We start from the raw sequence: 15,946 nt of genomic DNA, 5'->3' as shown, positions 1-15,946 counted from the left end.
TGACCCGGTTCATCTGGAGCCCCACTGCCTATATTGTCGGGTTGAGGGGAGCCTTGAGGAAACCATCCGATGAAGAAACTCGTCCTGGGCTGCGCCGTTGCGGCGGGCCTGCTTGCCGCCGGCGTGCTGTGCGGTCCCGTTTTCGCCGATGGCGCCGATGCCGCGTTCGATCCCCAGGCGCTGTTCGCGCCGCTTTCCCTGCCCGACGCGGCCAATGCCTTCCGCGATGGCGCCGGCAAGCCGGGGCCGCTGTTCTGGCAGAACCGCGTGGACTATGCGATCCAGGCCGAGATCGACCCGGCCACGCACACGCTGCGGGGCGATGAAACCATCACCTACACCAATCACAGTCCCGACGCGCTGGACGTGCTGTGGGTGCAGCTGGACCAGAACATCTATCGGCGCGACTCGCGCGGTTCGCTCAGCTCGCCGCGCGCACGCAACGATTTCACCGATGGCTATCAGATCGACGCGGTGGAAGTGGACGGAAAGCCCGTGCATTTCCTCATCGACGACACACGCCTGCGGGTGGACCTGGCGCAGGCGCTGGCCGGTAGCGGCAAGCAGGCGAAGCTGCGCATCCGCTACCACTACACGGTGCCGGGCACCTGGGGCGGCCGCACGGCGGTGACGCCGACCAAGAACGGCGACATCTACGAGATCGCGCAGTGGTTCCCGCGTATGGCCGTCTATGACGACCTGCGCGGTTGGGACACGCAGCCTTATCTCGGCTCGGAGTTCTACCTGGAATACGGCGATATCGATTACGCCGTCACCGTGCCGTGGAATTACCTCGTTGCCGGTTCCGGCGCGCTCACCAACGCCAGCGAGGTGCTGACCGCCACCCAGCAGAAGCGCCTGGCGCAGGCGGCGCAGAGCGACCGCACGGTGATGATCCGTTCGCCGCAGGAAGTGAACGATCCCGCCAGCCGTCCCAAGCAGAGCGGCACGCAGACCTGGCGCTTCCATATGGAGCACACGCGCGACATCGCCTTCGCCGCGTCGCCCGCCTTCGTGTGGGACGCCGCGCGCATCAACCTGCCCGAAGGCAAGCATGCGCTCGCCATGTCGGTGTATCCGGTGGAGGGCGTGGGCAAGGACAAGTGGGATCGTTCGAGCGAATACGTGAAGGGCGCGATCGAGCACTTCTCGTCGAAGTGGTATCCGTATCCGTGGCCGGTGGCGGTGAATCTCGGCGGCCATGGCGCGGGCATGGAATACCCGGGCATCGTGTTCGACGGCTACGACGACAAGGGTCCGATGCTGTTCTGGATCACCGCGCACGAAATCGGCCACACCTGGTTCCCGATGGTGGTGGGCTCCAACGAGCGCCGCAATGCGTTCATGGACGAAGGCTTCAACACCTTCATCGACGTGTATGCCTCGGACGCGTTCAACAAGGGCGAGTTCGCGCCCAAGCGCGACAGCGAATACGCGCCCAAGGGTGGCAACCCGGTCGACGAGATCCTGCCGCTGCTGGCCGATGCCAATGCGCCGACGCTGATGGCGCCGGCCGATTCGGTTGCGGAGAAGTACCGCCACCCGGTGAGCTACTTCAAGGGTGCGCTGGGCCTGGTGCTGTTGCGCGAGCAGATCCTCGGACCGGAGCGTTTCGATCCGGCTTTCCGCAAGTACATCGCCACCTGGGCCTATCACCATCCCACGCCGTCGGATTTCTTCCGCTTCATGAGCAGCGAGGCCGGCGAGGATCTGTCGTGGTGGTGGCGCGGCTGGTACCTCAACAACTGGCAGCTGGACATGGGCATCAGCGCGGCCAGTTATGTCGACAACGATCCGGCCAAGGGCGCGCAGGTGACGTTTGCCAGCAAGCAGAAGCTGGTGATGCCGGCCACGCTGCGCATCGATTACGCCGACGGCAGCCATGAGGACGTGCGCGTGCCGGTGGAGGCATGGCGGCAGAGCGCGACGCCGAAGCTGGCGCTGCATACGAGCAAGAAGATCGCGAAGCTCACGCTGGATCCGGAGCACAAGCTGCCGGATGCGGATCGTGGGAATAACAGCTTTGCGATGCCGTAGTAGCGGCGTGCCTTCCTAGCTCGTCATTCCGGCGGACGCCGGAATCCAGTAGCGTGAGACTCCATAAGGGCCCCGCTACTGGATCCCGGCGTACGCCGGGATGACGCTGTAGGAAGGGAACTGTTGATCGAGACGACACCAAGGCACCGAAACCATGACCATCGCCAAACGCTCGCTTTCGATCACTGTACTTCTCGCACTCGGCTACATCGGCAGTGCGCACTCGGCGCCTGCCGATGCCTCTCGCTGGAAAGCGGAAGCCAACGCCGTCACCGTCACCCGCGACGACTGGGGCATCGCGCACGTGCACGGCAAGACGGACGCCGATGCGGTGTTCGGCATGGCCTATACCCAGGCCGAAGACGACTTCAACCGCATCGAGACGAACTACCTCAATTCGCTGGGCTGGCTGGCCCAGGCCGAGGGTGAGCAGGCGATCTGGTCCGATCTTCGCCAGCAGCTGTGGATCGACCCGGCCGAGCTGAAGCAGCAGTACGCGAAGAGTCCCGCCTGGTTGCGTGAATTGATGAACGCCTGGGCCGACGGCCTCAACTACTACCTCGCGACGCATCCCGCGGTGCATCCGCGCGTGATCGCGCATTTCGAGCCGTGGATGGCGTTGAGTTTCAGCGAGGGCAGCATCGGCGGCGACATCGAACGTGTCTCGTTGAAGGAGCTGCAGGCGTTCTACGGAAAGTCCACCGATACCGTCGCTTTCGTCGACACGCCGTCGAGCTGGGCAGAGCCCACCGGTTCCAACGGCATCGCCATCGCACCGAAACTCACCGCCGATGGCCATGCGCTGTTGCTGATCAATCCGCACACCTCGTTCTTCTTCCGTTCGGAGCTGCAGATGTCGAGCGATGCGGGACTGGATGTCTACGGTGCAGTGACCTGGGGCCAGTTCTTCATCTACCAGGGTTTCAACAGGCACATCGGCTTCATGCATACCTCGACCACCGCCGACGTGGTCGACGAGTTTGCCGAAACCATCGTGCACGACGGCAACAAGCTCGGTTATCGCTACGGCAAGGACGTGCGCGCGGTAAGCACGAAGCCGATCACCGTGCGTTACCGGCAGTCGGATGGATCGATGGCCGAGCGCCGCTTCACCACCTACGCCACGCATCACGGCCCGATCGTGCGCGAAGAGGGTGGCAAGTGGATCGCCACCGCGCTGATGAACAAGCCGCTGGAAGCGCTGGAACAAAGCTGGCTGCGCACCAAGGCGACCGACTTTGCCAGCTTCATGAAGATCGCCGAGCTGAAGGCCAACTCGTCGAACAACACCATCTTTGCCGATGACAAAGGCGAGATCGCATACCTGCATCCGCAATTCATCCCCAAGCGCGACAATCGCTTCGACTACACCAAGCCCGTGGACGGCAGCGACCCCGCCACCGACTGGCAGGGCCTGTTGCCGTTGGATGCCGCACCGCACCTGCTCAATCCCGCCAACGGCTGGATCATGAACACCAACAACTGGCCGTATTCGGCGGCCGGTCCGGACAGTCCCAAGCGCGAGAACTATCCGCGTTACATGGATAGCGTGGGCGAGAATCCGCGCGGCATCCACGCCACCATGGTGCTCACGGACAAGCGCGAATTCACCGTGTCCTCGTTGATCACCGCGGCATTCGATTCGTACCTGCCGGCGTTTGCGCGGCAGATTCCGATCCTGCTGAAGGACTACGACGCGCTGCCCGCGAACGATGCACTGAAGAAGAGACTCGCCGGACCGGTCGCCTTGCTGCGTGGTTGGGACTATCGCTGGGGCATCACGTCCATGCCTACGTCGCTGGCGGTGTTCTGGGGCGATGCGCTGTGGGACGAAGTCGACAAGTCCGACGTGTCCGAGGGTCTCTCCGTCTACGACATCATGGCCGAGCGCGCCGGTCCGCAAGCGCGGATCGAGGCATTGGCCGAAGCGACCCATCGCCTGGAGAAGGACTTCGGCAGCTGGGGCGTGCCGTGGGGCGAGGTCAATCGCTACCAGCGCATCAACGGCGACATCCAGCAGCCGTTCGACGACAGCAAGCCGAGCATCCCGGTGCCGTTCACCTCATCGCGTTGGGGTTCGCTCGCCTCGTTCGGTGCGCATCGCTGGCCGGGCACGCGTCGCTACTACGGCACCAGCGGCAACAGTTTTGTCGCCGTGGTGGAGTTCGGCGACAAGGTGCGCGCACGCGCCATCACCGCAGGCGGCGAAAGCGGGCATGCGGATTCGCCGCACTTCAACGACGAAGCCGAGCGCTATACCACCGGCAATCTGCGCACGGTGTATTTCTGGCCGGAGGATCTGAAGGCGCATGTCGAGCGCAGCTACCATCCGGGCGAGTAAGAGAGAGTTATCCATGATTCGAGACGCATTGCCCGAAGACGCCGAGCCGATCCGCCTGTTTCTCGCCGCCAACGGCTGGGCGCATCGCGTGCAGGATGCGCAGCGGTTTGCGCAGCTGCTGCAACAGTCCCAGCGCACGGCCGTCTGCGTCGACGACGGCACGGTGATCGGATTTGCCCGCGGCATCACGGACGAACTGTCCAACGGTTATCTGTCGATGGTGGTGGTGGCATCCGGGCATCGACGGCAAGGCGTTGGACGCGGGCTGGTGGAGCACGTCACGCGCGGCGGTGCGGATATCACCTGGGTCCTTCGCGCCGGGCGCGATGGTGCGGCCGAATTTTTCGCCGCGCTGGGTTTCGAGCCTTCGCTGGTGGCGATGGAGCGGTGCCGCCGCGGAAGCTGAGCGGCAGCTCATCCGCCTCAAGAGCTTGCGATGCCAGATCGCAAGCAGAACGCCTACACGCACTGTTATGTGAGCTTGCTCACATAAGCGATGCCTGCCCGGGGCGATGAAGGCAATTATTTGCGATTCCTTCACCGATGCCATGGATCAATGGCAGGGTCGCGGATTCGTGCGGCGTGGCGGCGCGAGGGGAGAACGAACGCGCGCCATTTCATGAGTGACCTGCGTGGCTGGCGGCCTTGCTTGCCGTCGGCGCGATGAGCGTCTGCGTCGGATTTTTGGGGTTTCCTGTTTCGTCGATTCGCTGCGCCATGCGCGGCGCGGGTTCGATTTGTCTTCGCGGTGGGCCATGGAGGACTCCCGCAGTCGCGGTAAACATCTACGTCGAAGGCTCGACGCATCGAGGCGCCGGCACGGTGGGATTCCGACAGGACGTCACGGGATCACTTCGACCTAACCTGCATGGGGAGTTCGAAATGGAACGTCATACTCACAAGCGTTGGCTGGTGGTTTCCCTGTTGATGGCATTGTCCGCTTCGGCGTCCGCCGCCGAGTTCGGCACGTCGCCGCCGCCGTCGGCCAACTTCGATGTAAGTCCATTGCAGAACGATCAGAGCTATAGCGGTTTCATCATCACGTACAAGGATGGCAGCACCGAACGCAGCAACGCGGCGATGGCGGTGCAGAACGTGGGCGTGGCGGTGTCGCGCGCAAAGCTGAGCGCAGGCACGCTCGCCGCGCCGCGTGCACTCACGGTGCGATACGAGCGCAGGCTGGCCACCGGTGCGGATCTGGTGCACACCGACCGCGCGCTGTCGGCGAGCGAGGCGGCGACGCTGATCAGGCAGATCGCTGCCGATCCCGCGGTTTCCTTCGTGGAACCGGAGTACCTGCTCAAGCGCGTCGACGGCATTCGTCCGCAGGGCGCGGCCACCTTCACCGTGCCGAACGATCAGTACTACGCGGGCTACCAGTGGGATTACCTGGCGCCCAGCGGCGCGAGCTTCTTCGACAACACGCTCAACGCCAACGTCGCCAACTGGGGCGCCGCCAACATCCAGCAGGCATGGACGCTGGCCGATGGCACGGGTGTGACGATCGCCAGCCTCGATACCGGCGTCACCAATCACCCTGACCTGAATCTCTCGCTGGCCAACGCGGGTTACGACTTCATCACCAGCGCCTCCGTCTCGGGCCGCTCCACCAACGGTCGCGTATCCGGCGGTTGGGACACCGGCGACTGGACCACGGCGAACCAGTGCGGCTCGGGCCAGCCCGCCGAGGCGAGCAGTTGGCACGGCACGCATGTGTTCGGCACGGCGGGTGGCGAGATCACCAACAACAGCACGGGCATGGTGGGTACCGCCTTCAACGCACAGGTGGTGCCGGTGCGCGTGCTGGGGCATTGCGGCGGTTCGAATGCCGACATCGCCGATGCGATTACCTGGGCCTCGGGCGGTAGCGTGTCGGGCGTGCCGGCCAATGCGCATCCGGCCAAGGTGCTCAGCCTGAGCCTGGGTGGATCGGGCACCTGCCCGTCGAGCAGCGTGCTGGGCAAGGCGATCACCGGGGCGATCGGTCGCGGCGCCAGCGTGGTGGTGGCGGCAGGCAACAGCAACGCCAACGCCGCGAACTTCTCGCCGGCCAGCTGCGCCGGTGCCGTGGTGGTGGCTGCCACCGGCGTCACCAGCACGCGTGCGTACTATTCCAACTACGGCTCGATCGTGACGCTGGCTGCTCCCGGTGGCGGTGTGTACAAGAACGACGCCTCGAGCGGCACGCAGGCCACCACCGGCTTCATCTGGTCCACCATCAATGCGGGTACCACCACGCCGACCACGGCCACCTATGGCGGCATGGCCGGCACCTCGCAGGCCACGCCGCACGTGGCGGGCGTGGTGGCGCTGATGCAGAGCTATCGCCTCTCGCTCGGCAAGACCCTGCTGACGCCCGCGAAGGTGACCCAGCTGCTGAAGTCCTCGGCCACCGTGCCGCACGTGACGCCCAGCGGCAGCAAGCCGATCGGTTCGGGCATCGTCAACGCCTATGCCGCCGTGCAGGCGGCCGGCAGCCAGCCCTGATCGACCGCGGGACCGATGTCTCCCGCATCGGTCCCGCTTTCCCATTCGCCTGGCATCGGTCATTCGTCACGGATGACCGGTCCGGGTTTTACGGTAAGGTGGGGGAAGGGGGATATCGCAAGACCGTGGCGCAGGGCGCGGTGTCGGGTATGCCTCCCGACCCCATCTGTCCACGGAGATGCCCATGCGTTTGTCGCCCTTGTTTGCCGCCGTTGCACTGTGTCTTGGCGCGGTTGCCCAGGTCCATGCCGATGACGCAGCGCCGCCCGCGCGTGTCGCCGTGCGCGCCGCCCATCTGGTCGATGTGAAGGACGGCACCGTGCGCGACAACCCGCTGGTGATCATCGAGGGCGAGCGCATCACCGAAGTTCGCTACGACGGACAGGTGCCGGCAGGCGTCAACGTGATCGACCTCGGCAGCGCCACGCTGCTGCCCGGCCTGATCGATTGCCACGTGCATCTCACCGGCGATCCGACCGAAGTGAAGGGCGACTACTACGAGGCGATGCTCAAGCGCAGCTCGTTCGATTCGGCCATCCTCTCGCCCACCTACGCCAAGCGCACGTTGGACGCCGGCTTCACCACGGTGCGCAACCTGGGCGCCGACGATTTCGTCGACGTGGCGCTGCGCAATGCGATCGATCGCGGCGACATTCCCGGCCCGCGCATGCTGGTCTCCGGACCGCCGCTGGGCGCCACCGGCGGCCACGCCGACGGCACCACCGGCTTCTCGCCCTGGATCACGTTTCACGACATCGATGGCGTGGCCGACGGTGTCGACGCCATCCGCCACCGCGTGCGCGAGAACGTGAAGCACGGCGCCGACGTGATCAAGTTCATGGCCAGCGCCGGCGTGCTCAGCATGGAAGCATCGGTCGGCGCGCCGCAGTATTCGCAGGAAGAAATGAATGCCGTGGTCGACGAGGCGCATCGCTGGGGCAAGAAGGTGGCCGCGCATGCGCACGGCGCCGAGGCGATCAAGATGGCCATCCGCGCGGGCGTCGATTCGGTCGAGCACAGCAGCATGATCGACGAGGAAGGCCTGAAGCTGGCCAAGCAGCACGGCACCTACCTGGATTTCGACGTCTACAACGACGACTACATCCTCGCCGAATATGCCAAGAAGGGCTTCCCGGCCAGCACCGTGGAGAAGGAAAAACTGGTGGGCCGCCTGCAGCGCGAGAACTTCCAGCGTGCCGTGAAGGCCGGCGAGAAGATGGCCTTCGGCACCGACGCGGGCGTGTACCCGCACGGCTGGAACGCCAAGCAGTTCGCCGTGATGACCAAGTGGGGCATGACGCCCATGCAGGCCGTCCAGGCGGCCACCGTGAACGCCGCGGATCTGCTCGGCATGACCGGCAAGGTCGGCCAGGTGGCACCGGGTTACTACGCCGACCTGGTGGCGGTGAGCGGCGACCCCATGAAGGATGTTGCGCAACTGGAACACGTCGGCTTCGTGATGAAGGGCGGCGCGGTGGAGAAGAACGAGATCAAGCGCTGAGCACCCCGAAAGCGGCGGCCCGAGCCGCCGCCTTCGCGGGACGTGGATGTTACCCTCGCTAAGCTCGCGCTCTGCTCAAGACCCATCCCTGAGGTGCTCCATGGAAGTCCGTCAGCCGGTTCCCCCGTTCACTGCCGAAACGGCGGCGCAGAAGGTGCGCCTGGCCGAGGACGGCTGGAACACCCGCGACCCCGCCAGGGTCGTGTTGGCTTACTCGCCCGATACCTATTGGCGCAATCGCGCGGAGTTCGTGCATGGTCGCGAGGAGGCCCAGGCCTTCCTCACGCGCAAGTGGAACCGCGAGCTCGACTATCGGTTGATCAAGGAGCTGTGGGCGTTCGAAGGCAATCGCATCGCGGTGCGCTTTGCCTATGAATGGCACGACGACTCGGGCCAGTGGTATCGCAGCTACGGCAACGAGAACTGGCAGTTCGACGCGAACGGCTTGATGACGCATCGGCATGCGTCCATCAACGATCAGCGCATCGACGCATCGGAGCGCAAGTATCATTGGCCGATCGGGCGGCGCCCCGATGATCACCCGGGCCTGAGCGATCTGGGCTTCTGAGTCTTGATGACGCCGCTGCGATGCGGCGTTGGTCACTGAGCGAGGATAGGCGCATGCACGACACCGAGTCAGGCATCGATCTCGACGCCGAACCCAGCGGCGAAGGCTGCGCGGAATGCCTCAAGGCCGGGGGGTGGTGGCTGCATCTTCGCCGCTGCGCGCAATGCGGCCACATCGGTTGCTGCGACAGTTCGCCGAGCCAGCACGCGACCAGGCATTTCCGTGAGACCGGCCATCCGGTCATCGCCAACTTCGAGCCGGACGACGCCTGGTTCTACGACTACCGCAGCAGGCGCGCGTTCGACGGACCTGCGTTGAAGCCGCCGTTGTTCCATCCGCTGGATCAGCCGACGCCGGGTCCGCATGGCAAGGTGCCGCGCGACTGGGAAGATCTGCTGCACTGAGCGTGCGGCCATCCCACTCACCACTGAAGAAGCCACACCATGCCAAGCACGAGCGCGTTGACCAGCGGCATCGACCACGTGGGATTGACCGTGAGCGACATCGAGCTTTCCCGTCGCTTCTTCGTCGAATGCCTGGGCTGGAAGGTGGTGGGTGGAAACCCGGGCTATCCCGCGGTATTCGTCTCCGACGGCACCTCGGTCCTCACCCTGTGGCAGGTCGATCGCACGGATGGCCATGTCGCGTTCGACCGGCGCAAGAATATCGGTCTGCATCACCTCGCCTTGCGCGTGCCATCCGAAGAGGCGCTCGATGCGCTGTTTACGCATGTGGCATCGTGGCCCGGCATCGAGGTGGAGTTTGCGCCCGAACCCGTCGGCAACGCCGGCAACAAGCACTGCTTCGTGCGCGAGCCGGGCGGCACGCGCCTGGAATTGCGTTTCAACGCTGCGGTATAGGTGTCCCCGGACAACAGGAGAATCGCTTTGAACGAATCCACGAATTTTCCTGACGACGAGAACGGCGAAGTGCTGCGGCAGATGGCCGAGCAGGGCGACGATCTGAGCGTGCCGCGCGAGATCGATTTCTCGGTGATCTTTCCTACCGAAGAGGCGGCGCTGAAGTTTGCCGTGCTGCTGTTGAAGAACGGGCAGAAGGTTTCGTTCTCGGAGTACGAAGAGGGTGATGGGTTGCCTTGGCAGGTGCAGGCGCATCCTTATATGGTTCCTTCGCACGAGAACATCTCTGGTTACGAGGAGCTTCTGGGTAGCGAGGCGGAGGTGTTTGGTGGTGAGAATGATGGGTGGGGATGTGAGGTGCAGGAGTAGTTGCTGCTTTGTTTGATGGGCAGGTTGGCTGTTGCTCTTCATCACGGCGGAAGCTGGAGGTGCTTTTCAGCAGCCGAAGGCTGGTTATCCAGTTTCGTCGGTCTTCGATTGTTGCGATTCCGCGACCTGGCTCGCCTGCGGCGGGCTTCCGTCCTCCTGCCGGCGACGCGAAGCTAGTCCCCTTTTCGGGAAGGCCGGGTCACTTTCTCTTGCTTGCCCAAGAGAAAGTAACCAAAGAGAAGGGCCCCCCGGATGACGCGCCTTCCGGGCTTCGCCCTCCAGGTGCGCGGGTGGGTTGCGGGGTTTTTCGACAGGGCATCCTGCCCTGGCGAAAAACTGGCCCGCATCCCTGCGGGCCACCCTTCGGGCTTTCCTCCACCCACCCGCCGCGTCATACGGGGACCCCTGAGAGCCAAGAGCCGAAGCCAAGAGCCAGAGCCGAGAGCCGAAGCCGAGAGCCGAAGCCGAGAGCCAGAGCTGCAGATCTACTGTGGGAGCGCACTTGTGCGCGACAAACCTACGAAGCGGCAACGCCACGGCGCTGCAGTCGCGCGCGAGCGCGCTCCCACAAGGTCGCGGTATCTAGCTTTAACCTGTTATCTCTTGTGGGAGCGCACTTGTGCGCGACAAACCTACGAAGCGATAACGCCACGGCGCTGCAGTCGCGCGCGAGCGCGCTCCCACAGACAAGCGCAGCTCGCTGGCAGAGATGGCTAAGGCCGATGTGAAGCGAAGCCGCTCTTCAGGTCCTCAGCGATACTGGTGCCTTGAGGTATCGGCCGTGAGGCCTGCGAAGGTCGTCCCGTAGAACCTCGCGTCGACCGTTCGGGGCTAGCCCGATGCTGCGAGCTTCTGAGCTCATCCGCGCGATGATGAAAAGCCATCGCCGTCGCCCGCACTTCAGGCGGTGCGAAGGGAAGCTCGCAGTCGGCATGGGCGCTTCCTGCAAGAACGAGAGCAAGGATCGAGGCAGCGAAACGTTGCATGGGGCGACTCCGTGGATGAAGCGCAGGCTCCCATGTGCGACAGATCGCAGCCATCCGTTTCTTGCGCACACCTCATCCACGACGCGGTCGCCGAATGGGAAGCGCGGATGACTGGCAGCAAGCTCCCCACATCGATCTCTCGCGTTTCTCACACGTTGTCCACGGAATCGGTCGCATGGTCGACCCACATGCGGCATGTCCGCAGTCGACTTGCAGGAGCAAACCATGAGTGACGTCATCGACCAACAGGCCAAAGAATCGGCTGAGCCGGCCCAGCGGCAGAAGGGCGGCATCGGCTACGTGTTGCTGTGGATTCTTGGTGTTCCTCTTCCCGTGCTGATCCTGATTGCACTGGTCCGTGGCTGCGCCTGACTACAGGGAGAATCCTCATGGCTACGACTGCCTATAGCAGTACGATCGAAAGCGATCCGTTTGCGCAGATGCGCTGGAGTGCGGTCTTTGCCGGCTGGTTCGTGGCGACCGGCATCGCCATCGTTCTTTACGGTGCCGGCCTCGCGCTCGGTTTCAGCGCATTCGATCCGCACAATGTCCCGGCCGCTGCCAAGGGCGTGGGCATCGGCACGATCATCTGGATGGTGCTTACCTGGGCCGCCTCGCTGTTCGTCGGCGGCCTGTTCGCGAGCTGGTTCGACGGGCGCGCGGACGAAACCATGGGCAGCCTGCATGGCGTCACCGTGTGGGGCGTGGCGATTACCACCAGCGCGCTGTGGTTGGCGCTCACCCTCGGTCAGCTCAGCCACCAGCACAAGCCTGGGCATGACGATGGCGGCGCAATGGCCGCAGTCAGCAACGAGCCCTTGGCGGTACTGCGTACCGATGTGCACCGCACGCTGGCCACACAGCGCGACAGCCGACCGGATGGACAGACGGAAAAGGCCTTGATCGCCGCCCTGTTGGCCGGTCACACCGACACGGCGCGCGCCATCCTGATCGCGCAAACCGAGATGCCTACCGACGTTGCAACCGCTCGGGTCACCACCTGGCTTCCTGTCGTCAATGCGGCCAGCGACCAGATCAAGAACGACGCCGAGCGTGTGAAGCACTACGCCGCCGTCGGCATGCTGGGCCTGTTGCTGAGCGGCATCGCGGGCCTGATCGCCGCCGCGCTCGGCGGTTGGATCGGCGCACGGCAGATTCATCGCGTCTATCACCTGCGCCGCTATGAAGGTCGCCCCTATCGCGACTGACTTGCACGGGTAAATGCAAACGGCAGCGCTCAATGGCGCTGCCGTTTGCCGCTTATCGGTTGAAGCGCTCAAGACGGCGACATGAACAACAAGATCTACGTGGTCGTTAAATCGACGGTCGACGCGTTCAGCGACGACGAGCTGCTGACGCGGGCTGCCGCGCTGTCCTTCTACGCCGCGCTGTCGCTGGCGCCGCTACTGTTGTTGCTGGTGTGGAGCGTCTCGGCCGTGAGGCCGGATTGGGCCGGCGGCGTTACCCAGATGATCTCCACCATCGCCGGCGAACGAGCCGCCTCGGCGATCAATGATGTGCTGGGCGCGGTGCGCAACCGTCCGATGACGGGCAGCGTGGCCGGCTTCGTGAGTGTGGGCATCACGCTGTTCAGCGCGACGGCGGTGTTCGCGCAATTGCAGGGCACCTTGAATCGGGTGTGGCGCGTGAAGCCCGAGCCGGGCGCCGCGATCGGCGCCTGGCTGCGCGCGCGGGCACGGGCGGTGGCGTTGTTGGCGGGAATCGGCTTCCTGCTGGTGATCTTCTTCATCATCGGCACGTTGATACGCGCGCTGATCCCGGAAGAAGGCGCGGTGTGGAACGTGCTGGGTTCCATCAGCGGTTTCGTGGTGCTCTTCATCGCGTTCTGCGCGATGTACAAGGTGCTGCCGGATGCGCGGGTCGACTGGTCCGACGTGACGCTGGGCGCCTTCATCACCGGTACGTTGCTGCAGATCGGCAAGTACGCGATTGGCTTCTATCTGCTGCGCGCCAATGTCGGCAGTGCCTACGGTTCGGCGGCGGGGTTGGTGGTGCTGCTCACCTGGACGTACTACTCGGCCGTGGTGGTGCTCACCGGCGCGTCGTTGACGCGTGCCCTGGCCGACGCATTCGGCAAGCCGATTCGACCCAGCGCCCACGCGGTGCCCATCGAGTAAGGCGACGCAATTGTTGGATAAGCGCTAACCAAACGCATGGCGCGTCTACACATCTTGCGTGTGCGGATTTGACACGCCCGTTATCTGAACGCGTACAACCTGCACCGCGCAGTATCTGGCGGTCTCAGGCGCACTGCGCCTCGAGGCACTCCGTTTCATCGCAGGCACCCGGGAGCAACCATGTCACTCATCCTTCTCATCATCGTACTTGTGCTCGTCATCGGTGCATTGCCGTCCTGGCCGTACAGCCGTGGCTGGGGCTATTACCCCAGCGGTGGCCTGGGCCTCATCCTGCTGATTCTGTTGATCCTGTTGTTGATGGGTCGCATCTAACCGGCAGACCAGCGGCTGGGTGCGAATGACGAACGCAAGCACGACAGCGGGTTCACGCGACACGGACCAGCATGGGCGCTCGTTTCCTCGTTCGCATCCAGCCGAGTTCCGCCGGAGGTAAGACCATGGCTTCGAAAAAGCCCGCGCCCAGCCCTGCAAAAAAAACGCCTCCGTCCGCCGAGCCACCGGCAACCGATCGCGGTACCGGCGATGAGCTGCATGAACACGCTGGTGGCCAGCATCCGGTATTGACCACCAACCAGGGCATTCCCGTATCGGACAACCAGAACTCGCTGCGCGCATCGCCGCGCGGTCCCACGTTGCTCGAAGACTTCGTTCTTCGCGAGAAGATCACCCATTTCGATCATGAGCGCATTCCCGAACGCATCGTGCATGCGCGCGGTACGGCGGCGCACGGCTATTTCGAGCTGAGTAAGTCGCTGGCGGCGTATACCAGAGCCAGGATCCTTACCGAAGTGGGCGTGAAGACGCCCGTGTTCACGCGCTTCTCGACTGTCGCCGGCGGTGCCGGTTCGGTGGACACGCCGCGCGACGTGCGCGGCTTCGCGGTGAAGTTCTATACCAAGGAAGGCAACTGGGATCTGGTGGGCAACAACATCCCGGTGTTCTTCATCCAGGATGCGATGAAATTTCCCGACCTGGTCCATTCGGTGAAGATGGAGCCCGACCGCGCGTTCCCGCAGGCCGGCTCCGCCCACGACACGTTCTGGGATTTCATTTCGCTGATGCCCGAGGCGATGCACATGATCATGTGGGCGATGAGCGATCGCACGATCCCTCGCTCGCTGCGCATGATCGAAGGCTTCGGCGTGCACAGCTTCCGCCTGGTGAACGCCGATGGCACATCCACCTTCGCGAAGTTCCACTGGCGCCCCAAGCTGGGCATCCAGTCCACCGTGTGGGACGAAGCGGTGAAGCTGCAGGCGGCGGACAACGATTTCCACCGGCGCGACCTGTTCGAGGCGATCGAAGGCGGCCACTACCCCGAATGGAACCTGGCCGTGCAGTTGTTTACCGAAGAGGACGCGGCGAAGTTTCCGTTCGACCATCTCGATGCCACCAAGTTGATTCCCGAGGAACTGGTGCCGCTCACGGTGATCGGCCGCATGGTGCTCGATCGCTGGCCGGACAACTTCTTCGCCGAGACCGAGCAGGTGGCCTATTGCCCCGCGAACGTACCACCGGGCATCGACTTCTCGAACGATCCGCTGCTGCAGGGACGCCTGTTCTCGTATCTGGATACGCAGTTGTCGCGCCTGGGCTCGCCCAACTTCAACCAGATCCCGATCAACGCACCCAAGTGTCCGTACGCGAACCTGCAACGCGATGGCCATATGCAGATGCAGGTGCCGAAGGGACGGGTGAACTACGAACCCAGTTCGCTGCAGCCCGATTCGCCCCGCGAGGTGCGCGAGGGTTTTCGCAGCGCCACGGTGGCAGCGGACGACGGTGCCAAGGGGCGCATCCGAGCGGAGAGCTTTGCCGATCACTACAGCCAGGCCCGGCTGTTCTTCCGCAGCCAGAGCAAGCCGGAGCAGGCGCATATCGCCTCCTCGCTCACCTTCGAGTTGTCCAAGGTGGGCACCGCGCACGTGCGCGAAGCCATCGTGGGCCATCTTCGCCATATCGACGCCGATCTCGCGCAGCGCGTGGCCAACGGCCTAGGGCTGGCCGCGCTGCCGCCGGCGCCGCCCGCGGCCGTTGCGCCCATCGATATGCCGCCGTCGCCCGCGTTGCAGATCATCGGCAAGATGAAGGACACGCTGGAGGGACGCGCCGTCGGCATCCTGGTCGATGACGGCTCGGACGTCGCCGCGGTCAAGGCGCTGCGCAAGGCGGCAACGGACGCGGGTGCCACGGTCAAGCTGGTAGCGCCAAGGCTCGGCCTCGCCCTGAGCGACGGCAAGCGGGTGAATGCGGATGGACAGCTCGCCGGGACGCCTTCGACGGTATTCGACGCCGTGGCCATCGTGCTTTCGGAGGAAGCCGGCAAGCGGCTGGCCAGGAACGGTGCCGCGGTGGATTTCGGGCGCGATGCGTTTGGCCATCTCAAGGCGATTGCGGCCGATGCGGGAGGCCAGCAGGTACTCAAGGCGGGCAATGTGGGCAAGGACGCCGGCGTGGTCGACGCGGGCGACGTCAAAGCCTTCATCAAGGCCGCCAAGACACGCCAATGGGATCGCGAGCCGAAGGTGCGGCTGCTTGCGTGATGCAAAGGTCACCGGGCTGGGCGCCGATATCGCGGCGCCCACGTCACCTTTGACTCTCGACGGTTCGACAGCTCGTTCACTGCATGGCACGCAGG

Annotated in this window: 14 protein-coding genes; all 14 read left to right on the top strand. The window is 64.3% G+C overall.

The window, feature by feature from the left end; genetic code table 11:
* Window positions 1–69: 69 nt before the first annotated feature.
* The 14 genes from ISP20_RS14665 to ISP20_RS14600 all read left to right on the top strand — a co-directional run bounded on the left by ISP20_RS14665 (window position 70) and on the right by ISP20_RS14600 (window position 15,851).
* On the top strand, window positions 70–2,037 hold the full coding sequence (locus tag ISP20_RS14665) for a M1 family metallopeptidase (RefSeq protein WP_204636855.1): 1,968 nt from the start codon (window positions 70–72) through the stop codon (window positions 2,035–2,037).
* A 154-nt stretch (window positions 2,038–2,191) separates the two neighbouring features.
* On the top strand, window positions 2,192–4,378 hold the full coding sequence (locus ISP20_RS14660) for a penicillin acylase family protein (protein ID WP_204636854.1): 2,187 nt from the start codon (window positions 2,192–2,194) through the stop codon (window positions 4,376–4,378).
* A gap of 13 nt (window positions 4,379–4,391) precedes the next feature.
* Window positions 4,392–4,784, top strand: a complete 393-nt coding sequence (locus ISP20_RS14655) for a GNAT family N-acetyltransferase (RefSeq protein WP_204636853.1) — start codon at window positions 4,392–4,394, stop codon at window positions 4,782–4,784.
* Between the two features lie 476 nt (window positions 4,785–5,260).
* On the top strand, window positions 5,261–6,865 hold the full coding sequence (locus ISP20_RS14650; RefSeq protein WP_204636852.1) for a S8 family serine peptidase: 1,605 nt from the start codon (window positions 5,261–5,263) through the stop codon (window positions 6,863–6,865).
* Between the two features lie 184 nt (window positions 6,866–7,049).
* On the top strand, window positions 7,050–8,366 hold the full coding sequence (locus ISP20_RS14645; RefSeq protein ID WP_204636851.1) for a Xaa-Pro dipeptidase: 1,317 nt from the start codon (window positions 7,050–7,052) through the stop codon (window positions 8,364–8,366).
* A gap of 100 nt (window positions 8,367–8,466) precedes the next feature.
* The gene (locus ISP20_RS14640) at window positions 8,467–8,934 is read left to right on the top strand and encodes a nuclear transport factor 2 family protein (protein ID WP_204636850.1); all 468 of its coding nucleotides are present in this window, start codon (window positions 8,467–8,469) and stop codon (window positions 8,932–8,934) included.
* Window positions 8,935–8,987: 53 nt separating this feature from the next.
* On the top strand, window positions 8,988–9,338 hold the full coding sequence (locus tag ISP20_RS14635) for a UBP-type zinc finger domain-containing protein (RefSeq protein WP_204636849.1): 351 nt from the start codon (window positions 8,988–8,990) through the stop codon (window positions 9,336–9,338).
* 39 nt (window positions 9,339–9,377) lie between these two features.
* Window positions 9,378–9,794: a VOC family protein gene (locus ISP20_RS14630; protein ID WP_204636848.1), complete on the top strand. Its 417-nt coding sequence runs from the start codon at window positions 9,378–9,380 to the stop codon at window positions 9,792–9,794.
* Between the two features lie 27 nt (window positions 9,795–9,821).
* Window positions 9,822–10,163, top strand: coding sequence for a ribonuclease E inhibitor RraB (locus ISP20_RS14625; RefSeq protein WP_239535901.1), 342 nt, complete (start codon window positions 9,822–9,824; stop codon window positions 10,161–10,163).
* 1,211 nt (window positions 10,164–11,374) lie between these two features.
* On the top strand, window positions 11,375–11,521 hold the full coding sequence (locus tag ISP20_RS14620; protein ID WP_204636847.1) for a hypothetical protein: 147 nt from the start codon (window positions 11,375–11,377) through the stop codon (window positions 11,519–11,521).
* A 17-nt stretch (window positions 11,522–11,538) separates the two neighbouring features.
* On the top strand, window positions 11,539–12,357 hold the full coding sequence (locus ISP20_RS14615; RefSeq protein WP_204636846.1) for a hypothetical protein: 819 nt from the start codon (window positions 11,539–11,541) through the stop codon (window positions 12,355–12,357).
* An 81-nt stretch (window positions 12,358–12,438) separates the two neighbouring features.
* Entirely contained in the window at window positions 12,439–13,287 is an 849-nt protein-coding gene (locus ISP20_RS14610) for a YihY/virulence factor BrkB family protein (protein ID WP_204636845.1), read from the top strand.
* Window positions 13,288–13,467: 180 nt separating this feature from the next.
* The gene (locus tag ISP20_RS14605) at window positions 13,468–13,620 is read left to right on the top strand and encodes a DUF3309 family protein (RefSeq protein ID WP_204636844.1); all 153 of its coding nucleotides are present in this window, start codon (window positions 13,468–13,470) and stop codon (window positions 13,618–13,620) included.
* Between the two features lie 125 nt (window positions 13,621–13,745).
* Window positions 13,746–15,851 carry a catalase gene (locus ISP20_RS14600; RefSeq protein WP_204636843.1) on the top strand — a complete coding sequence of 702 codons (2,106 nt, stop codon included), beginning with the start codon at window positions 13,746–13,748 and terminating at the stop codon, window positions 15,849–15,851.
* The last annotated feature ends 95 nt before the right edge of the window (window positions 15,852–15,946 follow it).

The organism is Dyella kyungheensis (genome assembly GCF_016905005.1).
In the GTDB taxonomy this organism is placed as follows: domain Bacteria; phylum Pseudomonadota; class Gammaproteobacteria; order Xanthomonadales; family Rhodanobacteraceae; genus Dyella; species Dyella kyungheensis.
This window is presented reverse-complemented; position numbering and strand designations above follow the sequence as displayed.